At 53.6% G+C, this 22,708-nt stretch carries 27 protein-coding genes; 12 read left to right on the top strand and 15 right to left on the bottom strand.

The annotated features are described in order from the left end of the window. Positions 1 to 90 precede the first annotated feature (90 nt). Positions 91 to 714 (top strand): TetR/AcrR family transcriptional regulator, encoded by a 624-nt coding sequence (locus PanJK_RS07295; RefSeq protein WP_265298480.1) that lies wholly within the window; start codon positions 91 to 93, stop codon positions 712 to 714. An 8-nt stretch (positions 715 to 722) separates the two neighbouring features. Here the strand turns inward: PanJK_RS07295 and PanJK_RS07290 are convergent, their stop codons facing one another. Together PanJK_RS07290 and PanJK_RS07285 are read right to left on the bottom strand one after the other, a co-directional pair. Continuing rightward, on the bottom strand, positions 723 to 1,838 hold the full coding sequence (locus PanJK_RS07290) for a metallophosphoesterase (protein ID WP_265298478.1): 1,116 nt from the start codon (positions 1,836 to 1,838) through the stop codon (positions 723 to 725). A gap of 88 nt (positions 1,839 to 1,926) precedes the next feature. After that, positions 1,927 to 2,283, bottom strand: coding sequence for a MerR family transcriptional regulator (locus tag PanJK_RS07285; protein ID WP_110866970.1), 357 nt, complete (start codon positions 2,281 to 2,283; stop codon positions 1,927 to 1,929). 86 nt (positions 2,284 to 2,369) lie between these two features. Between PanJK_RS07285 and PanJK_RS07280 the strand changes: the two genes are divergently transcribed. Further along, entirely contained in the window at positions 2,370 to 3,254 is an 885-nt protein-coding gene (locus tag PanJK_RS07280) for an alpha/beta fold hydrolase (RefSeq protein WP_414858934.1), read from the top strand. Between the two features lie 56 nt (positions 3,255 to 3,310). Then, on the top strand, positions 3,311 to 3,664 hold the full coding sequence (locus tag PanJK_RS07275) for an MmcQ/YjbR family DNA-binding protein (RefSeq protein WP_265298472.1): 354 nt from the start codon (positions 3,311 to 3,313) through the stop codon (positions 3,662 to 3,664). Positions 3,665 to 3,680: 16 nt separating this feature from the next. Here the strand turns inward: PanJK_RS07275 and cybB are convergent, their stop codons facing one another. Further along, on the bottom strand, positions 3,681 to 4,220 hold the full coding sequence (cybB, locus tag PanJK_RS07270; protein WP_265298469.1) for a cytochrome b561: 540 nt from the start codon (positions 4,218 to 4,220) through the stop codon (positions 3,681 to 3,683). 91 nt (positions 4,221 to 4,311) lie between these two features. Continuing rightward, a complete protein-coding gene (locus PanJK_RS07265) occupies positions 4,312 to 4,806 on the bottom strand; it encodes a MarR family winged helix-turn-helix transcriptional regulator (RefSeq protein ID WP_265298467.1) in 495 nt (164 codons plus the stop codon). A 220-nt stretch (positions 4,807 to 5,026) separates the two neighbouring features. Between PanJK_RS07265 and PanJK_RS07260 the strand changes: the two genes are divergently transcribed. Continuing rightward, the gene (locus PanJK_RS07260) at positions 5,027 to 6,178 is read left to right on the top strand and encodes an MFS transporter (protein ID WP_265298465.1); all 1,152 of its coding nucleotides are present in this window, start codon (positions 5,027 to 5,029) and stop codon (positions 6,176 to 6,178) included. 69 nt (positions 6,179 to 6,247) lie between these two features. Continuing rightward, complete coding sequence (locus PanJK_RS07255; RefSeq protein WP_265298462.1) at positions 6,248 to 6,670, top strand: nucleotide triphosphate diphosphatase NUDT15; 423 nt, start codon at positions 6,248 to 6,250, stop codon at positions 6,668 to 6,670. Here the strand turns inward: PanJK_RS07255 and PanJK_RS07250 are convergent. Further along, positions 6,667 to 7,128 (bottom strand): GNAT family N-acetyltransferase, encoded by a 462-nt coding sequence (locus PanJK_RS07250; protein WP_265298460.1) that lies wholly within the window; start codon positions 7,126 to 7,128, stop codon positions 6,667 to 6,669. The genes PanJK_RS07255 and PanJK_RS07250 overlap by 4 nt on opposite strands. A 42-nt stretch (positions 7,129 to 7,170) precedes the next feature. Next, a complete protein-coding gene (locus tag PanJK_RS07245) occupies positions 7,171 to 7,866 on the bottom strand; it encodes a B3/4 domain-containing protein (protein WP_265298458.1) in 696 nt (231 codons plus the stop codon). Positions 7,867 to 7,909: 43 nt separating this feature from the next. On the opposite strand from PanJK_RS07245, the gene PanJK_RS07240 reads away from it, so the two are divergent. The 3 genes from PanJK_RS07240 to PanJK_RS07230 all read left to right on the top strand — a co-directional run bounded on the left by PanJK_RS07240 (position 7,910) and on the right by PanJK_RS07230 (position 10,044). After that, positions 7,910 to 8,512, top strand: a complete 603-nt coding sequence (locus PanJK_RS07240; RefSeq protein WP_265298456.1) for a helix-turn-helix domain-containing protein — start codon at positions 7,910 to 7,912, stop codon at positions 8,510 to 8,512. A 56-nt stretch (positions 8,513 to 8,568) separates the two neighbouring features. Next, on the top strand, positions 8,569 to 8,703 hold the full coding sequence (locus PanJK_RS07235) for a hypothetical protein (RefSeq protein ID WP_265298454.1): 135 nt from the start codon (positions 8,569 to 8,571) through the stop codon (positions 8,701 to 8,703). A 234-nt stretch (positions 8,704 to 8,937) separates the two neighbouring features. After that, a complete protein-coding gene (locus PanJK_RS07230; RefSeq protein ID WP_265298452.1) occupies positions 8,938 to 10,044 on the top strand; it encodes an acyltransferase family protein in 1,107 nt (368 codons plus the stop codon). A 46-nt stretch (positions 10,045 to 10,090) separates the two neighbouring features. On the opposite strand, the gene PanJK_RS07225 is transcribed toward PanJK_RS07230, so the two are convergent. The 8 genes from PanJK_RS07225 to PanJK_RS07190 all read right to left on the bottom strand — a co-directional run bounded on the left by PanJK_RS07225 (position 10,091) and on the right by PanJK_RS07190 (position 15,695). Then, on the bottom strand, positions 10,091 to 10,237 hold the full coding sequence (locus PanJK_RS07225; protein WP_414858933.1) for a hypothetical protein: 147 nt from the start codon (positions 10,235 to 10,237) through the stop codon (positions 10,091 to 10,093). A 73-nt stretch (positions 10,238 to 10,310) separates the two neighbouring features. Further along, positions 10,311 to 11,147: a metal ABC transporter permease gene (locus tag PanJK_RS07220; RefSeq protein WP_265298450.1), complete on the bottom strand. Its 837-nt coding sequence runs from the start codon at positions 11,145 to 11,147 to the stop codon at positions 10,311 to 10,313. Beyond that, positions 11,140 to 12,003 carry an iron/manganese ABC transporter permease subunit SitC gene (gene sitC / locus PanJK_RS07215; RefSeq protein ID WP_265298448.1) on the bottom strand — a complete coding sequence of 288 codons (864 nt, stop codon included), beginning with the start codon at positions 12,001 to 12,003 and terminating at the stop codon, positions 11,140 to 11,142. The genes PanJK_RS07220 and sitC overlap by 8 nt, the downstream gene beginning before the upstream one ends. Continuing rightward, complete coding sequence (locus PanJK_RS07210; protein ID WP_179452669.1) at positions 11,987 to 12,793, bottom strand: manganese/iron ABC transporter ATP-binding protein; 807 nt, start codon at positions 12,791 to 12,793, stop codon at positions 11,987 to 11,989. The genes sitC and PanJK_RS07210 overlap by 17 nt, the downstream gene beginning before the upstream one ends. Next, a complete protein-coding gene (locus PanJK_RS07205; RefSeq protein WP_256698767.1) occupies positions 12,790 to 13,692 on the bottom strand; it encodes a metal ABC transporter substrate-binding protein in 903 nt (300 codons plus the stop codon). The genes PanJK_RS07210 and PanJK_RS07205 overlap by 4 nt, the downstream gene beginning before the upstream one ends. A gap of 176 nt (positions 13,693 to 13,868) precedes the next feature. Continuing rightward, on the bottom strand, positions 13,869 to 14,225 hold the full coding sequence (locus tag PanJK_RS07200) for a cupin domain-containing protein (protein ID WP_176972152.1): 357 nt from the start codon (positions 14,223 to 14,225) through the stop codon (positions 13,869 to 13,871). A 14-nt stretch (positions 14,226 to 14,239) separates the two neighbouring features. Next, positions 14,240 to 15,043, bottom strand: coding sequence for an amino acid ABC transporter ATP-binding protein (locus PanJK_RS07195; RefSeq protein ID WP_256698766.1), 804 nt, complete (start codon positions 15,041 to 15,043; stop codon positions 14,240 to 14,242). Position 15,044: 1 nt separating this feature from the next. Further along, positions 15,045 to 15,695, bottom strand: coding sequence for an amino acid ABC transporter permease (locus PanJK_RS07190; RefSeq protein ID WP_265298442.1), 651 nt, complete (start codon positions 15,693 to 15,695; stop codon positions 15,045 to 15,047). 264 nt (positions 15,696 to 15,959) lie between these two features. Between PanJK_RS07190 and PanJK_RS07185 the strand changes: the two genes are divergently transcribed. The 3 genes from PanJK_RS07185 (at position 15,960) to PanJK_RS07175 (ending at position 18,807) form a co-directional block, all read left to right on the top strand. Further along, positions 15,960 to 16,709, top strand: a complete 750-nt coding sequence (locus PanJK_RS07185) for an ABC transporter substrate-binding protein (protein WP_256698765.1) — start codon at positions 15,960 to 15,962, stop codon at positions 16,707 to 16,709. A gap of 128 nt (positions 16,710 to 16,837) precedes the next feature. Continuing rightward, entirely contained in the window at positions 16,838 to 17,443 is a 606-nt protein-coding gene (locus PanJK_RS07180; RefSeq protein WP_061719510.1) for a cupin domain-containing protein, read from the top strand. 35 nt (positions 17,444 to 17,478) lie between these two features. After that, positions 17,479 to 18,807, top strand: coding sequence for an NAD(P)/FAD-dependent oxidoreductase (locus tag PanJK_RS07175; RefSeq protein WP_265298436.1), 1,329 nt, complete (start codon positions 17,479 to 17,481; stop codon positions 18,805 to 18,807). A gap of 94 nt (positions 18,808 to 18,901) precedes the next feature. Here the strand turns inward: PanJK_RS07175 and PanJK_RS07170 are convergent, their stop codons facing one another. Continuing rightward, positions 18,902 to 20,188: a methyl-accepting chemotaxis protein gene (locus PanJK_RS07170; RefSeq protein ID WP_265298434.1), complete on the bottom strand. Its 1,287-nt coding sequence runs from the start codon at positions 20,186 to 20,188 to the stop codon at positions 18,902 to 18,904. Between the two features lie 450 nt (positions 20,189 to 20,638). Here PanJK_RS07170 and PanJK_RS07165 point away from each other — a divergent pair, with 450 nt between their 5' ends. Beyond that, a complete protein-coding gene (locus PanJK_RS07165; protein WP_265298432.1) occupies positions 20,639 to 22,618 on the top strand; it encodes an autotransporter outer membrane beta-barrel domain-containing protein in 1,980 nt (659 codons plus the stop codon). The last annotated feature ends 90 nt before the right edge of the window (positions 22,619 to 22,708 follow it).

Below are 22,708 nucleotides of genomic sequence, written 5' to 3'. Positions count from 1 at the left end.
TATATGTATCGATCGGTATTTATATTGCGGAGGCGAGCTGTGCGTTGTCAATGAATTCTGTATCGATTAGTATAAATGGCGGAGGATGTGATGATGAGAACAGGCAGACCAAGACAATTTGACCGGGATGAAGCGGTGATCAAAGCGATGCACCTTTTCTGGGAGAACGGCTATGAATCAACCTCGCTGGCGCAGCTCAAAGCCTCTATAGGTAAAGGCATCACCGCGCCAAGCTTCTATGCCGCGTTTGGATCGAAAGAGGCACTCTTTGCTGAAACCGTGAACTGTTATTTGCAAACCCATGCTCAGGTCACGGAAGCTTTGTGGGATACCCGCGTGCCCGCTCGGCAGGCGCTGGAAACCGCGCTGCTCAACTCCGCCAGAATGCAGTACGATCCTGCGCATCCGCGTGGATGCATGGTTGCGCTAAGCGTGATGTTTTCCTGTTCTGAGGAAAATCGCCACGTGCTTAAACCGCTTGAAGCATCGCGCATGCGCACCCGTGAAGGGATAAAGCATTGCGTTGAAAGAGGGATTGGCAGCGGTGAGTTGCGGGATGAGGAAGAGACGCTTTCGCTGGCGGTCAGCTTCAACAGCTTTATGCTGGGCATCTCGACGCTGGCGCGGGATGACGTCCCTCTCGCCGAAATTGAGCGGGGAATCGCTCAGATGATGAGGTTATGGGATGCCTCGCGGACAATCCCACAACCTTAAACAGCGCGTTACGGTTTGCGCTTTAGCGTAATGCGGGTCAACTCCGATGGTCGGCCCAAACGCACCGCTATGCCAGGCCAGAGCGCGGTGCCATTGTTGACGTAGAGCTGCATGCCGTCGACCTGATACAAACCCGACACGAAGCCCGCGTTGGGTTTGGCAAACAGGCGATCAAAGCCAACAATCAGGCCGCCGTGCGTGTGGCCAGACAGCTGTAGATCGATGTTTTTCAGCGCATTTTGCCGGGCGTTGCGCGGCTGGTGGTCGAGCAAGATCACCGGAGCGTTTTCCGGCGCACCGGCCAGCGCCAATTCCAAATCGGGGCCAACTGCGCCACGTCGTGCTGCTGACGTATCCGGCATGCCGGCGATCACTAGCTCGGCGTTATCGCGCTTAATCACCGTATGACGATTGAGTAGCGGCTCCAGACCCAGCGATGCCAGATGCGCGGTCCAGCGCTCCTGCTCAAAGAAATATTCGTGATTGCCGGTGATAGCAAACACGCCATCGCGGGCATGCAATCCGCGCAACGGCTCGACGTCCGCGCGACGATTCTGCAGCGTGCCGTCGATCACATCGCCGGTGACCAGAATCAGATCGACATCCAGCGTCATGGCTTTTTGCACCAGCGCGCGCGTCCATTTCTCGTTGAAGAGTTTGGTAATGTGCATATCTGTCAACTGCAACAGTTGATAGCCTTCGAATTCACGCGGAAGGTTGTCGATCTCAATGGTCACATCTTTGATCGGCGGCACGCGGATAGCCTGATAAACGCCAACGGTGGCCAGAATCAAGGCAAACGCCGCCGCCACATAACGCACCGCAGGCACAATTTCGAACGGATGGCGGAACAACAGCGAAACCAGCGCCACCATATCAATCACAAACTGCGTCAGCGCGAGGAATAACACGGCGCTGAAACCCCAGTTGAACAGGATGACGATGGCGCGCGGCATTTCCGGCGAGAACATGCTGCCAGAGGTAAAACGGCTCACCAGCAGATATTGCGAAGCCAGCAACACCAGCAGAGAAAGGATGATTTTTAACAGCAAGGGCATGGCTAACGGGAACAAAAATCGGGCGATCACATACCAGCTCGGTATGCTGAAAATCAGATGGAACATCATTCACTTCCCTGGTCTAAGAGCGCTGATTTAGCGCAAAAATTTATCCGCAAAGAACATTACTGACCGCACTGTTGATAAAACCGCATCATCGGGTGATGCCTTCAGCCAGCGTGGCCATCAGCAATGCCCGACGAGATTCGAGTTCACTAATTTGGCGTTCAATATCCGCCAGTCGCTTATATTGCACAGCCTGAGTTTCCGGGCAGAATGCTGCCCCTTCGATCATGCGCATACAATCCGGAAAAGAGCAGATTTCGGCAATGCTGAAACCGGTATTGATGAGCCGTTGAATCTGGCGCACCTGGGTGATCGCCTGTGGCGGGAAAAAACGGTATCCATTGCAGGCACGTGTTGAAGTTAGCAGATGATGGCGATCGTAATGACGAATGGCGCGCACGCTCACACCTGTCTCTCTTGCCAGCTCTCCAATTGATAACTGCATAAGTGACTCCCCATAAAGCGGCTTGACTCTGACATCAGTGTCAGGGTTCAGGATAGCCGGGAATCATTCATTTAAGGAGATTTTTTATGCTGTTACTTTTTAAACGCACAATGTTTATCGGCGTTCTCATGCTCTTTTCTGCCACGCTGTTTGCCGCTGAGAAGCAGTACTCCATTACCGCGCCAGATGGCGTGAAGCTGGCAGTACAGGAATCAGGTAATCCTGATGGTTTACCTATTGTGTTTATTCATGGTTTGCTTGGCAGCCACTTAAACTGGGAAAAACAGATCAGTGACGCGCAGTTACAGCAACGCTATCGGCTGATTACATTCGATATGCGTGGGCACGGTTTATCCGATAAGCCAGAACAAGAATCAGCTTACCGCGATGGGAAACGCTGGGCCGACGATCTCCGCGCAGTAATTAATCAAAGCCATGCCAATAAGCCGTTATTAGTCGGATGGTCATTGGGCGGGGCGGTGATCACCAACTACCTGGCGGCCTCTGGTGACGGTAATATCAGTGGCGCTATCTACGTCGACGGTGTGGTAGAGCTCAATCCCACATTGATTCCGGCGCATGACGTATATGGCGCAATGACGGCAAGTGATTTGAAAACACATCTGGATGGCGAGCGGGCCTTTCTGCAGCTATGTTTTTACCAGCAACCTGACCGCACCACCTTTGAACGCCTGCTGGCCAACGCCGCGCTAGCTGCGTGGCCCATGCAACGAGCGGTGCCCACCATGACCATTGCATTAGAAAAAGGAGTAAAAAATGTGCGTGTGCCGCTGCTGTTCATCTACGGTGAGCATGATGCATTGGTGAATCCTGCTGCATCTCTCGCCAGAGTAAAGCGTATCAATTCGCGCATTCAGACACAGATGTTTGCCGATTCTGGCCATGCGCCATTTATCGAAGAACCTGCGCGTTTTAATCGAACACTGGCAACGTTTGCTTCAGCTTTATAAAGTCTCAGGGCCGCCATCTTCGGCGGCCCTTATCCCGCGTTCACCACGGAGGATGCATGCAACGCCAGCAGCTGTTCGACTACATCATTCAGCACTATCAGGTAGAACCCGATTATCCGTGGAAAAAGCACAGTGAATATGCGGTGCTGCGTCATCCGCGGCACCGCAAATGGTTTGCGCTGGTGTTCCCGCTGGAGAGTCATAAACTCGGTTTGCCGGATGGGCCGGTGATTGACGTGATGAACATCAAAGCGCGCCCCGAACTCATTGGATCGCTGCGCCAGTTGCCCGGCGTTTATCCGGCTTACCACATGAACAAAGAACTTTGGTTGAGTATCACGCTGGAGAATGGCTTGCCGGACAGCGAGATTTTGGCGCTACTCGATGACAGCTTTAGTCTGACATTTTAGTGACGCTGTAACTTTTTTAACGTGAGCGACGCGACGGCATCATGCGCATTAAAGTGTTGTCTTTAAACAGATAATGATGTGCCAGCGCGGCAACGGCGTGAATGCCGATCAGCCAGTAACCATATGGCGCGAGGGTCTCATGCCAGTCCGCAATCGTGTCGGCGAAATCCGGATCAGGATCGCCACTCACCGGCATCGGAATACCAAAAATCCACCAGGTTCGTCCCATATAGAAACGCGACAGAATCCCCAGCGTGGGTAAGACGATGAAAAACACGTAGATCGCCAGATGCATCAGATGCGCCAGCCCGGTTTGCCAGTGCGGTGGTTTGGGCACAATTGCCGGGCTGCGATGACGAAAACGCAGCAGGATGCGCGACAGCATAATCACCAGCACACAGCTTCCAGCGCTGAAGTGACCAATGATCATCGCAAAGCCTTGCCACGAACCGCGCGTCGCCAATCCACGAAATTCCATGGTGCAATACGCAGTGACGACCAACAGGAAGGTCAACCAATGAAGAAAAATCTGTGATGGGGCATATTTATTGCTCATCTCTAATCCGTAAATATATCTGGCGGGACGTTTAATTTAAGGGAAAATGCCCTGAATTAATTCATATTTTGACGCATCAGCAACAGCGTTTTTACTTTTCCGCTTCAGTTGCCACCAATAACTGACTCAGCAAGGTTTTCAACTGTGCTTGCTGCGAGGCATCCAGCGTGGCCAGCAAACTGTTTTGCGTTTGCGTATGCACCAGCAGCGCTTGCTCGATCTTTGCTAAGCCTCCATCGGTGAGCGCCACCAGCATGCTGCGCTTATCCTCGGGATCGGCAACACGCAAAATCGAACCCACTTCTTCCAGCCGATTGAGGCGATTGGTCATCGCGCCCGATGTCACCAGCAACGATTTATACAGCTGCGTGGGCGACAAGCGATAGGGGGCGCCTGCGCGTCGCAGCGTCGCCAGCACATCAAATTCGCCATCGCGAAAACCAAACGGTGCCAGCGCTTCAGCGCGGGTTTTCGCCAGATGTTGCATGATGCGCAGCATACGGCCAAAAACCGCCATTGATGACGCATCCAACTCCGGCATCGCGCTGGCCCATTGTTCAACTACAAAATCGACGTGATCGGTCAAGCGGCTAACTCCTGAGTTTGATGTAAGAAGGTGCGCATGAATGCGCACCCTACGAAAAACGCGCCAATCTTTTGTAGGGTTGCCATTTATGGCGACCGAAAAACGCGGCATTTATGGCGACCATATCTCATCACCATTTGTTGCTTTGTGCGCATGGGCTATTGCTGCTCCGAAAAGTATCTTAACGTTAAGGTACTTTTAATGTGCAAGGAGATGCAAAGTGAATCGTACTTTACCTGCGGTTGGGATGTTTGCCTTACTGGTTTTTATTATCGCACTGAATTTGCGGCCGATTATGGCGGCGATGGGGCCGCTGTTTCCACTATTGCAGCGCGACGCGCAGCTTAGCGCCACGCAGCTTAGCCTGCTCACCACATTGCCGGTGATCATGATGGGATTAGCGGCGCTGGCGGGTCCGCTATTGTTGCGTCGGCTTGGCGAAGTGCGCGGTATCGCTGTTGGATTGCTGTTGCTGGCGCTGGCGAGTATCGCGCGTGGATTCGATCACTCCGCCACCCTGTTAATTGTCAGTGCGCTGGTGGCGGGCAGCGGAATAGGGTTAATTCAGGCCTTGATGCCCGCGCAGATCAAACGTCACTTCGGTGCGAAAGCGGGCACGCTGATGGCGTTATTCACCACCGGGATTATGGCGGGCGCAGCGATTGCTGCCGCCAGCGCCGCACCATTGGCGAAATCGCAAGGTTTAGCGTTAACGCTGGCAATTCCTGTTGTTCCCGCAGTCATCGCGCTGTTGCTGTGGTTGACGTTTTCACGCGGCGTAACGCCAATGCAAAGCAGCCAGGCTCCACGCACTGCTCGCTCACCGCGTGCCTGGCTGTTGATGATCTTCTTTGGCATTGGCACCGGCGCGTACACCTTGGTGCTGGCGTGGCTACCGCCGTTTTACATGCAGCACGGCTGGCAACCTGAACAAAGTGGCTATGTGCTGGGCGCGCTCACGCTGACGGAAGTTGCCGCGGGTTTTGTGCTGTCGGCGTTGATCCATCGCTTCCGCGATCGTCGCCGTCCGTTGCTGGTGGTGTTAACTTTGATTCTGCTGGGCTTGATCAGTCTGCTGTGGCTTGGTGGGGCGCAGGCGTGGCTGCCTACATTGCTGCTCGGATTAGGCATTGGCGCGCTGTTCCCGCTCTCGCTGATCGTCACGCTTGATCATGCGCACACGCCGGAAGAAGCGGGCGCATTGCTATCCTTCGTGCAGGGCGGCGGTTATTTGCTGGCGGCGTTGATGCCGCTGGTCGCTGGCATCGTACGTGACCGCGCCGCCTCGCTCGATAGTGCGTGGATAATCATGAGCGTGGGCATTGTGTTGCTGATGGTGATGGCGCTGCGGTTTAAACCACAGAGAATGTGACAAAACGTGGGGGCAATTTTTTAACGTAGGGTCGTCATTTATGACGACCTGGCAAAACAAGGAGCAACAATGTCGCCACAAGTGGGAATCGGCGTTTTAATTTTCCGCGACGGGAAACTGTTATTGGGACAACGCAAAGGCAGCCACGGCGCGGGCGACTGGTCTGCGCCGGGCGGGCATCTGGAGTTTGGCGAATCGCCGGAAGCCTGCGCGCGTCGAGAAGTGCTGGAAGAAACCGGCCTACAGCTTGGCGAACTGCAAAACGGCGCGTTCGTTAGCGATGTGTTTCCCGAGGTCAACAAGCACTACATTACGCTACTGATGGTGGCGCAGGATGCAATCGGTGAACCACAACTGATGGAGCCTGAAAAGTGCCACGGCTGGCAATGGTTCGCACCAGACAATCTGCCGCAACCGCTGTTTGCACCGCTGCGCACCTGGATCGCACGCGATGGAATCGCGGCGTTAAAGGCGCTGGGAAAATCGACTTAAAGCACCAGCTTCATCACGGTAACTTCTTCATCAGCCATCACGCGTTGTTCCACATCCTGCCAGCCGAAGCGGCGATAGAGCGCTTGTTGATCCGGCGTATACAGCCACAACGCGCTAATCCCACGCAGACGCGCTTCAGTAATCAAGCGCGTCACCAAAGTGCTCGCCAACCCTTTACCGCGATGTTCGGCAGCCGTAATCACTTCGCCAAGCCAAAACTCGCGCTCGGCGATATCGTGCAGTTCGTAATGGATAATGCTGGCGGTCGCCATCAATTCGCCATCGGATGTGGTGGCAACCAGCGTCAGCGTTTTTGCCTCCGCTTGATTGCGCGCCTGCAAACGCTGCTGAATCACCGCCGCATCACGCCAGTTGGGGAAATCCGACCATTCGCGATGCAGCATTTGCGTCACTGCATCCAATAACTGTGGCTGTTGCGCCAGCAGGTTGATGTGCATTCCGATTCCTAAAGGTGGCGGGCGAGAGTGACAACATAACGGTTAGCTACTGATATTGCCAAGCAAACGGCGCTCGACAGTCGCGCCAGGCATCATCTGCAGAATACCGTGCTCCAGCATATCGCCCGCTTGTTGCAATGTGTAGAGCGGCATCGCCGGTAAACGTTCCAGCACAAACCACATCTGCGCTTGCTCAATACTGAGACGCGTGCGCACGCCTTGTCGCCAGTTCCAGCGCCGACAGGTGACGCCTGCATCATCCCGCCATACCACTTCGCCAGGTTCTGGAGATTCATGGCTTAACACGCCTTCTTTATAGACATCGAAGGATTCGCTGCCATCGGCGCGTGTCAGTTGCGGGTTGCCCAAGTAAGCGGCCACATTCTCACCGCCGACCGGAATGGCGAAACGAATGCTCACCGCATTGTAGAGATCAACGATCGGATCGATGGCCGCCATAGTTCCGTCGCGCTGCACGCGCTTGCGCAACGCATCTGCTGAACAGGGCGTACGCTTCGGTTTAGCGCCAAAGCGTTTGAACATCTCAGCCCATTGCGTCAGATGGGCTTCCGCCCACGGAAAGTCATTCTGCAACATGTCGCGACACGCTTGCGCTAAGGCTTCTTCGCCGACGTGCGGACGCTCCACTGGCGCAGCCTGAACTAAAATGCTGAGCGCGGTAAAGTCAGGCGCTAAGGCAGAAACGGAAGGATCGATTGACGGGCTAAAGGTGAACATAACATAATCCTGTAATGACTAATTTATTCCATGATAGTGACCGATGAAGACGAAAGTCAATAAATTGACCGAAACAGGTTCTGATATCGACTATGTTAGCGCCGCCGTATCAGCCAGCGTCAAAAGCTTCCGCCAACAGCAAAAACTGTCGCTGGATGAGTTGTCACGCCGCGCGGGCGTCAGTAAAGGCATGTTAGTTGAGATTGAGAAAGGCAGCGCAAATCCCAGCATCGCCATTCTGTGCAAAGTGGCGGCTGCGCTGGGAATATCGGTGGCCGATATTGTGAATGTCACCGCCGATCCGCTCGCGCATCTGGTTGCTGAAGAGGATATACCGGTGTTATGGCAAGGCGAAAAGGGCGGCACGGCGCGTTTGCTGGCGGGCACCCGAGGGCCGGATATGATCGAGCTGTGGCGTTGGGAGATGTTTCCCGGCGAACAATTTGCCTCGCCGGGTCATCCGCAGCGCACTTACGAACTGCTGCATGTCGAGCAGGGCGAACTCACGCTGAAGGTTGATGAACAGCAGTTGCAGGTGCCGCACGGCAGTTCAGCGGTGGCGAAAACCACTGCGCCGCACAGCTATGCGAACCTCGGCGAACTGCCGCTGATTTTCACCATGGCTGTCGCCGAAATTCACAGTTAATCCACTTCGTTCGCCAGCGCCACCGCATCTTTACCGGCAGGAATGCGCATCGGAGCATGCGAATCGATAGTATAGCGGTGGCAGAAGTAGCGGAACGCGTCAGCTATCGCTCAGCCAGTGCTTACAGCGTGGCATTCAGTCGTTACGTTGGACAGCTACCGGCGTGGTTCGCCGCAGAAGAGGAAATTTAAATCTAATACTTCAGAAATTATTTCAGCATCAATTGATGGGGTATTGACCTATTTGGCTAATTTTTCTTATCGGCTAAAAGTTCTCATCGTTACTGGTTGTTAAGGTTTGTCTTATTAATTTTAATGAATTCCGCGAAAACCACTGTAAGAATTTAAGGACAAAGCTTAAGTTCTTTTAAATAATTAATGGTTAATGTTCTTGCGCATTTACGATCCCTTACACAGGTGTGAGACATGAAAACCAAATCTTTTTTATCCAGCCGAAATATTGGCCTGGATCTGCTGCGTGCAGGACTGATTATTGAAGGTGTTTTATTACACGCTTCCCGTAGTTTACCCGGAGAAAACAGTTGGATTTATAACTCTCAGCGCGACCCTTCAACACTCTTTACAGCCTTATTAAGTTTGATACATACGTTCAGAATGGAAGTTTTTTTCTTTTTATCGGGTATGTTTTCAGCACTCATTATTCTAAGGAAAGGGCGAGCGTTTTTTCATGATAATCGACGTAAACGCGTACTTCTGCCACTGCTATCTGCCTATATCATTATTTCTCCATTAATGTACTGCCTTGAAAAGCAAATGAGTACCTCTGTGATAACCTTAAAAGGCGTGCTAGAAAGTTATGCGACCCTGCATCATTTATGGTTTTTGGTTTCCTTAAGCATCATGTCATTACTGATCCCCAATCGATTTTATCAGTGGTGCGCCCGTTATTTCGCCAAAATGCCGCTGCCATTTCTGATTGCATTATTGATAGTATTGGGCAATCTATTCTTTGTTTTGAAGTTTCTGACAAAAGGTCAGGGCGATTTTATTAATTTAATTCCAGTCACTGCACGTTTCCTTGTGTATTATACTGCTGGCTATGCTCTGTATATCCATCGCGGCAATATTTCATGCTATAGCAACAGTATCGTTATGAATGGCGGGTTAATTGCTGCTCTGGCTATGGCAATATGGTTAGGTTTCTTTATGGTGGCAGAGTTTCATATTGAAGGCGCGATGAAGTACTTGCCTACGCTTGCAGGTAGCGTCTTTTCAGTTTTGTTATCCTATTGGTTAGTATTTAAGTTTGAAAAAATTCAGATTAAAGAAAACCGCATGCTGACTACTATTATCGATTCAGCGTTAGTGATTTACTTATTGCATTATCCAGTAGTTATTGCATTTTCCTGGTTGTTAGATACCTGGCTCCCGGCACAATTCTCAATCATTTATGTGTTGATAGATTTTGTCATTGGTATTGCAGTAAGTGTTGTGTGTTACTTTCTCATAAAACAATCGCATTACGCTTCCTTCATTTTTGGGGTAAAGCCAAAAATGAAGAAGTTTACATGACCGCTTGGCTGAAAATTGTTCGATATGCGCTTTATCGGACAATAAATTAATACTCTTCAAGCGGGCTATCAATCAGCGGAACAATTTTTCCAAAATTAATGCCGATACCGCTTGAAGCGTTCATCGCCAACCTGGCGGGAAGTTGCCGATCAATCACGAGGGTGCAGCGATGGGTGTTTGCGTCAAAATCCATGATTCAGGCTTCACTTCGCGTGTTTTCAAAGGTACGCACGACGTAGGGGCCGCCATCCATGGCGATCACTTCATCAGCCATGCACCTGCTGCGTGCGCCGATCCCTCACCGTGACATACAAAAACGCCAGCACAAACAGCGCCGCGTAGATCACCACAATGGTTGGACCCGGCGCGCTATCGAGGAAGAACGAGGCGTACACGCCGCTGAAACCCGTTACCATCGCAATGCCAATCGCCAGCAACATCACCTGCACAAAACGGCGCGCCAACAGCAAGGCGATAGCGCCGGGCGCGATCAGCATGGAAATCGACAGAATTACGCCCACCGATTTCAGCGCGGCGACAATGGTCAGCGAGATCAAACACAGCAAACCGTAATGCATCAGTTTACCGTTGATGCCGCAGGCGCGCGCCTGATTGGGATCGAACGCGTGCAGCAGTAAATCGCGCCACTTAATACCAATCAGCACGCTGACAATCACCGCGATGGCCGCGGTCTGGATGATATCCGCCAGGCTGATACCCAGCATATCGCCGAACAAAATGTGGTCGAGATGCACTTCAGGCTGCAGTTTCAGGTACAGCACCAAACCGGCGCCAAACATGCCGGAGAAGACGATGCCCATCACCGTATCGGGTTTGATGCGGCTGTTTTCGCTGATGTAGCCGGTTGCGACGGCGCACAGCATCCCGGCGACAAACGCGCCGATGGCGTACGGCAAGCCAATCAGCCAGGCGATCACCACGCCGGGAAATACCGCGTGGCTCATCGCATCACCGAGCAATGACCAACCTTTCAGCACCAGAAACGCCGACAGCATCGCGCACGGCAGCGACAGCACCAAGGTGGTGATCAGCGCCATGTTCATGAATTCGAAATGGAAAGGACTCAACAGTAATTCAGCCATTTACGCCGTCCTCCAGGGTCTGACGCGCACGACGGCGCGCCGCCAGCACGCCATGTTTTGGCGCGAAGACAAAGGCCACTAAAAATACCAGCGTTTGTGCCACCACAATCACGCCGCCAGTCGCGCCGTCGAGGAAGTAGCTGCTCCACGCGCCGAGAAAACTGGTGACGCTGCCAATGGCGACGGCGATCATCAACAGACGTGGAAAACGATCGGTCAGCAGATAGGCGGTCGCGCCGGGCGTCACCACCAGACAAATCACCATAAAGGCGCCGACGGTTTGCAGCGCGGCGACGGTGGACGCCGAGAGCAGGGTAAAGAACAGGATCTTCAGCCGCAGCGTATTCAAACCGAGTGAACGTGCGTGGCTCTCGTCAAAGAAGGTCACCATCAGATCTTTCCACTTCAGCAGCAGAATGGTCAGGGTGATAAAGCCAATCGCGCCGAGCTGCCAGATATCAGCGGGCGCAACCGACAAAATATTGCCCAGAACGATGGTTTGAATGTTCACCGACGTGGGATTAAGCGACACCAGAAACAGGCCGATGCCGAAAAACGACGAGAAAATCAGACCGATGATGGCATCTTCTTTTAAACGCGTGCGTTGATTAAGAAACAGCATGCTGCCAGCCGCCAGCCCGCCGGAGAGAAACGCGCCGAGTGAAAAGGGCAGTCCGAGCATATACGCGCCCGCCACGCCGGGCACAATCGAGTGCGACAGCGCATCGCCAATCAGTGACCAGCCTTTCAGCATCAGAAAGCAGGAAAGAAAGGCGCAAATCGCGCCGACCAGCGCCGCGATCCACATCGCATTCAGCATGTATTGATAGCCAAACGGTTCAATAATCCACGACATGATTTGCTCCCCGGTCCGGATTTTTGTCCTTCATCAACTGCATTAATACCGCGTTACGCTCATGCAGTGCGCCATCAAAGGTCTGCGCCAGATTGTCGGCGGTGAAAGTGTCATGCAACAGGCCGCTCGCCAGCACGGTGTTTTTCACCAGTACGCAGCGATCGCAGAAATCGGGGATGGCGTTGAGATCGTGGGTGGAAACCAGCATGGTGCGGCCTTCGTCGCGCAGCTCTTTCAGCAGGGCGATAATCGCGGCTTCGGTTTTGACGTCAACGCCGGTAAACGGCTCGTCCAGCAGGATAATCTGGCCACTTTGCGCCAGCGCGCGCGCCAGAAACACGCGTTTCTTTTGCCCGCCCGACAGCTCGCCAATCTGACGATGACGATAGGCGCTCATTCCCACGCGTTCCAGCGCCTGATCTACGCTCAGTTTATCGGCGGCACGCGGAATACGCAGCATGCCCATGTAGCCGTAGCGGCCCATCATTACCACATCTTCCACCAGCACCGGGAAGCTCCAGTCGACTTCCTCCGCTTGCGGAACATAAGAAACAATATTGTGTTTCAGCGCCTTATTGGCCGGTAAACCGGCCAGCGTTACCGCGCCTGAGGAGAGCGGCACAAATCCCATGATCGCTTTAAACAGCGTGGATTTGCCAGAGCCGTTAACACCAATCAGCGCGGTAATGCTGCCTGCGGGCACGCTAAAAGAGGCTTTACGCAGCGCCGTGTGGCCGTTGCGGTAGGTAACGCCGACATTCTCGACGAGTAAACCTGCGGCTGGGTTCATTTCTGACTTCCTTCTGTGATGCCTTTCACCACGGTTTCAGTGGTGACGCGCAAGAGATCCAGATAGGTCGGCACCGGGCCATCGCTGTTGCTCAGCGAATCGACGTACAACACGCCGCCGTAATGAATACCGGCTTCACGCGCCACTTGTTGAGCAGGTTTGGCCGAGATGGTGCTTTCACTAAAGATGGCTGGAATTTGATGATCGCGCACCGCATCGATCACTTTACGCACCTGCTGCGGCGTGCCTTGCTGATCGGCGTTAATCGGCCATAAATAGAGTTCTTTCAAACCGAAATCGCGCGCCAGGTAAGAGAACGCACCTTCACTGGTCACCAACCACCGTTTATCGGTGGGCAGTTTGTCGATAGCGGCACGCATCGGCGCGATGGTCTGCTGAATCTGCGCTTTGTAACGCTCGGCGTTGGCCTGATAAATCGCGGCATTGGCGGGATCGTATTTTTGCAGCGCATTACGGATGTTATCGACGTAGATCAGCGCGTTATCCGGCGACATCCACGCATGCGGATTGGGTTTGCCGTTGTACGGGCCTTCGGTGATGCCCATTGGCTCAATGCCTTGCGTCACGGTAACCTGCGGCACATCCTTGAGGCGCTGGTAAAAACGGCTGAACCACAATTCCAGATTAAAGCCGTTTACCAGGATTAGATTGGCACCTTGCGCGCGACGAATATCGCCTGGCGTGGGTTGGTATTCGTGGATTTCTGCGCCGGTTTTGGTAATCGACGTCACCTCCGCCGCATCACCCGCAACGTTTTTCGCCATATCGGCGATCACCGTAAAAGTGGTTACCACTTTAAGTTTTTCAGCCGCGGACGCGGTAAACGCGCTGAGTGACAGCAGGACAGCAATCGCAGGCAAGAGGCGTTGAGTGAACATGATCATCTCCAGAGAAATATAGCCAATGCTATAATATATAGCTGATGCTATTTATATGAGTCATTTTTGTTCGCAATGCCAGTATCTAGACGAAAATTTACGAAAGGGGAACGGTATATAAAGGCGGGATTTTGTCGGGTGCGCATCTCTGCGCACCGGGGAAGTCAGCGCATTAATCAGCTGGCGTCAAAAATCACATACAACTTGCGCATGGTGTTTTCAATTACCCAGGTGCCTTCAGTATTGGCTTCAAAGAACAACGAATCGCCGGGTTTGAAGTGCAGCGTCTCTTCGCCATCCGGCGTGAAAGAGCCGTTTCCGTTGAGGAAGTGCATGATTTCGGCCTGTTTCACCGAGCGGCGATAGGAGCCGACACCGCATTCGAATATTCCCGTATCGATATCTTCTTTACCGGGAATCACTTTCTGAATGCCGGATAACGCGATGCTGCCGGTGCCAGGCAAACCTTCCACGCTGCCCCAATCTTCCATGACTGCGATGGCGGCGGGTTGGGTGATTTTTTGGACTTTCATTATTTTCCTCTGAATTAAGTGTTATACGGTTGAGATTCCAGGTCGCCATGAATGGCGACACTGCGGCAACAGTCGCAGGTGGTGGAGACCACGTTGCCCAGCACGCGGCGCAGAAAATCCTGGGTGCGGGGCTCCTGCGGTTTTAGCAGGATTTGATCGGCGGGACCTTGTTCGACAATTTGGCCGCTGTGCAGGAAACAGACGCGGTCAGCGACTTCGCGCGCAAACTGCATTTCATGCGTCACAACAATCATCGTCATGCCTTCACGCGCCAGATTGCGCATCACCTGCAGCACTTCGCCCACCAGTTCTGGATCGAGCGCTGAGGTTGGTTCATCAAACAATATCGCTTTCGGTTGCAGCGCCAGCGTGCGGGCAATCGCCACACGCTGCTGTTGACCGCCGGAAAGCTGCGTTGGCCATGCGTTGATCTTCTCCGCCAGCCCAACCATAGCCAGCAATTCTTTGGCGCGCTTTTCCGCCACATGACGCGGTTCGCCATTAACGTGAATCGGGCCTTCCATCACGTTCTCTAACACGCTTCGATGCGGAAAGAGGTTGAAGCGCTGGAACACCATGCCGATCTTACGGCGCAGATCGTTGATGCTTTTATGTTTGTTATTGACGCGCTGGCCCAGCACGTTGATGTCGCCGCCTTCGTAAGTTTCCAGGCCATTGATGCAGCGCAAAATGGTTGATTTCCCGGAACCCGACGGGCCGATCAAACACACCACTTCGCCTTCGCTGACGTTGAAACTCACGCCTTTCAGCACTTCGACATGGCCGAATTTTTTGTGCACATCACGAATTTCAATCATCTCAGGCTCCTTTAATCTGGCGTTTTTCCAGCTGCTTGGTCAGCGCCAGCAACGGCAGGCACAGCACCAGATAGAGCAGCGCCACCAGCGTATACACCGTGGTGTTATCAAAGGTGGACGCGGCAATCAGCTGGCCCTGGCGCGTCATCTCGGTGACGGCGATGGTGGAAGCCAGCGCGGAATCTTTCAGCATCATCACCAGCGTGTTGCTGTAAGGCGGCAGGGCGACATGAAACGCCTGCGGCAGCACCACGCGGCGCATCGCTTTCGGGAAACTCATGCCCATTGAGCGCGCGGCTTCGAGCTGGCCGCGATCCACCGATTCAATGCCGGCGCGGAAAATCTCAGCGATATAGGTTGAAAAGCAGAAGGCGATACCGATCACGCTGGCCTGAAATGACGACAGCGTGATGCCAATATCGGGGAAGACAAAATAGATATAAAACAGCACCACAATCATCGGCAGGCCGCGCGTAATATTAATGACGGTCGCAATCGGCCAGGAAATTATTTTCCACGGACACATCTTCGCCGCCGCAAAAATCAGTCCCAATGGTGTGCTGATTATCAGGGACAAAAGGGTGATGTAAATCGTCATTTCGGCCCCTTTTAACAGGAAGGGCAGATAAACGTGAATACTACTCCAATCCATGATGATCCCCTGCAGAAAAATTTCATTTTAATGAATATCCCCGATGGCGAATCACTGTCAATCTTTACCCGCCGAACAGAGATAGTTTTTACTTATTGTCGTCATACGAATAGGCTATAGGTTAAATAATGCTTGTTATCAAAAGGGTTAATCCGGAATTGTGAATTCACGCAGTGTGATTAAATAAAACATTGACAGACTCCTGACTAATTTCATTATAGTGAAAATGACGTTCGCCCTTTTCATTTGATTCAGGAGTGAGTTATGTCTGCTAATCGTTCCCGGTTATTATTCACGTGTATGGCGGCTGCATTTAGCCTCAATGCTCAAGCGGCGGCGCTGACCGCCGGTTCACCGCCTTCCAGTGCGCCAACCACTTTTCTCGATACCCAAAGCGGCAAAATCGAAGGCTTCATGCCGGATGTGGCAGCCGAAGTGGCGAAACGCCAGCACCTCGATATTAATTACACCGCCATCCCATTCTCTACGCTGATTCAATCGGTGATTGCCGGCAAAATCGACATGATTGTGGCCGGTATGACGCCCACCGAAGAACGTGCAAAACGCATTACGTTTTCGCAGCCGGTGACCGCGTTTGGCGCTGGTTTGGTGGTGCGTGACGACAACAAAAAGACCTATAACTCGTGGCAGGATGTGAAAGGTGACATCGTCGGCACCATGGCGGGCACCGATTACACCCAAAGCCTGATGGCGAGCGGCATCGCCAAAGAGGTGAAGGTGTATGACAGTCCGGCGGATATGACGCGCGATTTATCGCTCGGACGTATTGCGGCAGGCATGAATGATTATCCGATCCTGAAAGCGCAGGAAAAAGCCGGCGGCCTGAAAGGCATGCACGTTATCGATGGTTATAAACCCGAACATGTTTCGCCGATGGCGTTTGGCGTGAAAAAGGGCAACGACCCATTAATGGCGCAGATTAATAGCGCGCTGACTGCGATGAAAGAAGACGGCACTTTGCAAACCATTAAAACCAAATGGGGCATGCCATAACGTCGCTGCGGCATATTTTGCTGTCTCGCACCGGTAATTTCAGCGATAAACACAGTATCAGGGAAATAAACGCGGCGACTGCGCTGTGCGAAATTAGATAAAGTTATCCGCTGGAAGGGTAAAAACCGATGAAGAAAGTGAGTATCAGTGACGAAGCAACGGATGCGCAGGACGCGGATATTGGATCGCGCCTGAAACGGATTCGTAAGGCGCGCAATATGACCATCACTGATTTGGCGCAGCTGGCGAATGTGTCTGCTGGCGCTATCAGCCAGATCGAGCGCAACCTGACCAATCCCACCGTGCGCGTGTTAGAGCAACTGAGATTAGTGTTGAAAGTGCCACTTTCAGCCTTTCTTGAAGAGAATCAAACCAACCTGCGCGGCGCGGAACATTATGTGCGTCGCGCCGTTGAGCGGCCGCATTTCAATGTCGGCAAGCGCGGGATCTCCAAGGAGATGTTGTCGCCGTCAGGCGATCACGATTTGCAGTTTATGTTCATCAATGTGCCGCCGGGCGTGCGTTCCGATGAGATGTTAATGGGCAAGGGCGAGAAGGCCGGTTTGGTGATGGAAGGTGAGCTAACGCTGGAGATTGATGGCGACAGCGCCATCTTAACTGCGGGCGACAGCTTCCAGTTCCAGAGCCATTTACCGCACAACATTTTTAACCATAGCGCGAGTGAAGCCAGAGTATTGTGGATCATGCACATTCCCTCTGAACATCATTTGTGATTTCGTCACCGACGTGGCGTGCAGGACTTGAGACGATGCGCATAAAAATCAATGCAGTAGCAGACAGTGAACGCTTTCCCGAATCCGTTGATGTGATAGTCATTGGCGGCGGCATTATTGGCACGTCGGTGAGTTACGAACTGGCAAAACAGGGCGTTTCCGTGGCGCTGTTTGAAAAGGGCGTGATCGGCGGCGAGCAATCCGGTCGTAACTGGGGCTGGGTGCGCCAGCAAAACCGCGACCTGTATGAGCTGCCGATGGCGATGCGCAGTTTGCAGCGCTGGGACGAGTTGAGCAGCGAAATCGGCCTCGATCTCGGCTTCTCGCGTCAGGGCATTACTTACGGCACGCAGAGCGAAAGCGACCTGGCGCGCTGGGAAGCGTGGGGCAAACAGGCGAAGCAAATTGGTTTCGTTAGCCATCTGATGACTGCGCAAGAGACGCGCGAACGCATCGGCAACAATTCTCCGTGGATTGGCGGCGTGTGGTCGCCCAGCGATGGACGTGCGGAGCCGTCACTGGCGGCACCGGCAATTGCGACTGGCGCGAAAAACCTTGGCGCATCAATCCAGCAAAACTGCGCGGTGCGCGGCCTCGATGTTTCCGGCGGACGCGTGACCGGCGTCTGGACCGAGCGCGGCCTGGTGAAAGCCAATCGCGTGATCTGCTGCGGCGGCGCGTGGAGCTCACGCTTCTGCAAGCAATACGGCATCGAACTGCCGAGCGCCAACATTCTGGGTACCGCGTTCAAAACCACGGCGGCACCTGAAGTGATCAAAGGCTGTCTCAGCACCGGCGGGTTGTGCATTCGTCGTCGTCAGGATGGTAGCTACACCGTGGCGCTCTCCGGGCGCGGGCAGATTGACCTCGCACCGCAAAACATCCGTTACGCTACCAAGTTCTATCCGATGTTTCGCAGCAAGATCGCTAAGAAGCTGAAGATGCGCATTAATGGCTCGTTCTTCAACGGCCCGGAAGCCGCTGGTTCGTGGTCTAATCAAGGCGTGTCGCCGTTTGAGAAGATCCGTACTCTCGATCCGGCACCGGATAACGGCATTGTACAGGAAGCGATGCAGGCGCTGGTGCAGCTTTATCCGGAGTTGAACGGCGTTAAAGTGGATCATGCGTGGGGCGGCTGGATTGATACCACGCCGGATCTGGTGCCGGTGATTGATGAGATGACCAGCATGCCGGGCTTGTTTATCGCCTCCGGCTTTAGCGGCCACGGTTTTGGTATTGGGCCGGGCGCAGGCTTGCTGTGCGCGCAGATGGTGAATAACAAACCGCTGTTCACCGATATGAAGCCGTACAGTCTGGCGCGTTTCGCCAAAGGTCAGGCGATCCGTGAACCGCAGATGATGTAATCACAACCCCGCCACCGTAGGGTCGTCATTCATGACGACCTTACCGCTGACCGCACGATACTTTCCAGGTCGCCATAAATGGCGACCCTACAAATCACACATCCAACCGATGAATCACGTTCACAAACTCATGTACGCCGCTGTTAATTTCCCGCAGGCTGCGTGACAGCACGCTGATTTTATCCTGCTCGGTCACCACAAACTGCTTCACCTCATTAAGTTGCTGCTCCATCTGCGCAATCAAGCTGGCGTTATGTTCCACCACCTGCGTAATCTGCTTGGTGGCGCTGGATGTGGATGCCGCCAGGCGCCGAACTTCGCCCGCCACCACGCTGAATCCGCGTCCCGCTTCACCCGCACGCGCCGACTCAATTGCCGCATTCAGCGCCAGAATATTGGTTTGTGAGGCAATCAGGTTGATGGTTTCGACCACTTCGCTAATGCTTTTCGCCGAGGCGTTGAGCTCAGCACCGATCGCCGTCGCCGCATTCACCTGCACCGCCACCAAACCGGAGTTGCGGATGGTTTCATCTAACACCTCATTGGCGTTGTCGGTGATTTGTGAGGTCTCTTCAGACGTGGTCAGCGCGATGTCGGCCACGCGCTTGGCAGCTTCCACGCGCGCGGTGATATCCGAGGCAATTTTGATTACCTTGTAAACCTTGCCATCCGCGTCATACACCGGGTTGTAGCTAGCTTCAAGCCAGATGCGTTCGCCGCTGGCTGTTTTGCGTTCGAAGCGGCCAACAAAGTGTTCACCTTTGGCCATCTTGCGCCAGAAGTCCGGATTTTCGCGGTAGAAGTTATCGAAGCAGAAAATACGGTGATGTTGCCCAACCACCGAATCCAGCTCATATCCCATGTGCTTCAGGAAATTATTGTTTGCTGTGAGGATTTGACCCTCCGGCGTAAATTCAATCACCGCCATGGAAAGATCCAACGCGGTGATCACCGCTTCTTTATGCTCCAGCTCCTGGTGCCGTTCTGTAATATCCGACGCCACCTTGATCACTTTGTAAACATGGCCTTTGTCATCGCTCACCGGGAAATAGGTGGCGCTGAGATAGAAGCGCTGGCCTTGCTTATTGAAGCGTTCAAAGATGCCGGTCACCGATTCGCCCGACGCCAGCGTTTGCCAGAAGGCGAGGTAGTTGGAAGATTGGCTGTGTTGCGGGCTGCAGAAGATGCGGTGATGTTTCCCCTGAATCTCATTCAGCTGGTAGCCGGTGGTGGCAAGGAAGAGATGATTGGCAGTAAGAATCTCGCCGTTGGGCGTAAATTCGATCCATGCCACATGCTGTTTGATCGCATTGATATCTTTAATCACATCGCCACTTTTATAAAACGGCAAGGTAAGACTCGACTTTTTCACACCAAACATGGGAAGCCTCAGGCGATTATTGTGCTGTTGAACGTAAGGCGTGCAGCAACAATCTGCTCACGTTCAGGACGTGTCGCTTAGGCTGCCCGCAGATCCCCTTCGCCGTACACTTGAACGTGTCTCTGCGCGCCGCAGCGCCGCATGGGGGTATTTAATTAACCGACCTGATGTTTTCAAAGGTACCGATCAGAGCGTAGTCGAACTCTGCATCGTTAGTTATCGGCGGCCTTTTTTAAAGGTTTAATTTAAATGCATGTAAAAGAGTTGTTCATAAACTTCGGTTAATTTGCTGCTGCAAACTGGCATAACGCCACCTTCCTGACTAAACAGTTAAACGTCCTTGATATTTCCCTTACGCATTCCTGATGCGATGTTGCGGGTTCGCTTGATGCGCGGACCTAACCTTTTGCCGGTCAGACGACGTAACGCTGGCCCATCACGGAGTTGATGATGAACAACCACAAATCTGCGCTTTCTGCTGTCGCCATCGCTACCTTCAGCGCGTTGCTGACGCCAGCTCCGGCGCTGGCATGGGATAGCCTGACCGTGTTTGGCGATAGCCTGAGTGATAGCGGCAACGTGGGCCGCTTTACCTTCGACGGTGCACAACATCCTTTATATGACGAGATTCTTGCCGCGCATTTGGGCGAGGACTTGCAGCGATCTACACTGGGCGGCAGCAATTATGCGCAGGGCGGCGCGGTGTCGGTGCCGAAGCTCGATCCGGAATTAAATACTCAGGATCAACTGGCGGGATACCTCGCCTCAACCGGCGGCCGCGCTGACAACAACGGTTTGTACATCCATTGGGTCGGTGCCAACGACATCGCCGCTGCCGTCACCAATCCGTTAACCGCCAGTGAAACCATCAGCAACAGCGCCAATCAATCGGTTGCACAGATCAAAACGTTGCTGGATGCCGGCGCGGGAGCGGTAATTGTGCCAACCGTACCGCAACTCGGTTCAACGCCTTATATGATCCAAACGGTGCTGCGCGTGTTAGGCACCGCAGCCACGCCAGCGATGGTGGCGGCGTTTCAGTCGCTGGATAGCGTCACCACGCCAGATAAAGCCGCGCGGCAACAGGCGGTGCAGGATGCGTTTACGCAAGCCGCGGGCGAAGTCTCTTCTGTTCCGGCGGTGCGCGACGCGCTGGCGCAGCAGCTTTACAGCGCATGGCAAGAACTCAGCGAGCAGGTTACTGCGCTCTCCGACGGCTATAACCAGCAGGAAGAAGCGGGACTGGCGACTCTGAATGGCAACATCGTGCGTGTTGATATAGCCGGGCTGTTTGATGAAGTGATCGCTAATCCCACGCAATATGGCCTCACCAACACTATCGGCATCGCGTGTCCGATTGGGACGTCAGCGGATGAGTGTCAATCCAGCACGCCGGGTTTTTCCAGCGCGCAGGATTATCTGTTTGCCGATCGCCTGCATCCAAGTCCAGCGGTGCACGCGATGATCGCCGATTACATTCAGTCGATTCTGGATGCGCCAGCGCAAGTGGCGGCGCTGTCACAATCACCACTGATGATGGCGCGCGATACGCAAAACACGTTGGATGGGCATTTGCAGCAACAGCGTCAGCAGCCTGCCAGCGCCGGACAGTTCACGGTGTTTGGCGGTTACGCCGGGCAACACGTCGATTATCAGGGCGACAGCTGGAGCAACGGCAGTGCCAACACGGCCAACCTAACGCTGGGTATCGGCTATCAGCTCACCGACAACTGGCAAACCGGTGTGCTGTTCTCCAACACCAATCAGCGCCAGGAACCTTCTTCCAACTACGATTACAAACTGCGGGGCAATCTGGTGGCGCTATATAGCCAGCTGACGGTGCTTGATCAGGGCTGGATCAACGCCGATCTGCACTATGCCGATCTCGATTTCGACAGTATTGAGCGTGATATCCACATTGGGCCAGCTAAAAGAACCGAGCAGGGCAGCACCAGCGGTAAATTGCTCGGCATGCGCGTGCAAACCGGCTGGACGTTGCCGCTAACCGAAAATCTCAGCACCGGACCGGTCGCCAGTTACGCGCTGGATTACGGCCGCGTCGGCGGCTACAGCGAGAACAGCGACAGCAGCACTGCGATGCGCTACTCCGATCAAACCACCCATTCACAGATCGGCTCAGTGGGCTGGCGCATCGACAGCAAACGGTGGGTGGTCAATCCGTGGGCGCAGGTGAGTTACAACCATCAGTTTGGCGATACCGATTCCACGCTGCGCGCCGGGCTAAAATCGACCCGAACGTCGTTCGAGCGCACCATTGAGGCGCGTGATAACAACTGGCTCGATCTGTCGGTAGGTGCCAACGTACCGCTCGGCGAAACGGTGAATGCTTTTGCCGGTGTTTCAACGGTTGGCGGCAATAGCGATTACCATCAGGTGACGTGGAATGTGGGTATGAACGCCACGTTCTAAGTGTTGAGGTCAGTAACTGCGCGTTGCTGGCCTGTTAATGAATAACATCAACAAATGATTAATTTGCATAGTGTTCAACCCGCTATTCCC

Source organism: Pantoea sp. JK (assembly GCF_026130245.1).
Taxonomy (GTDB): domain Bacteria; phylum Pseudomonadota; class Gammaproteobacteria; order Enterobacterales; family Enterobacteriaceae; genus Pantoea; species Pantoea trifolii.
The sequence above is the reverse complement of the archived record's forward strand: the minus strand, read 5'-3'. Positions and strand labels throughout refer to the sequence as shown.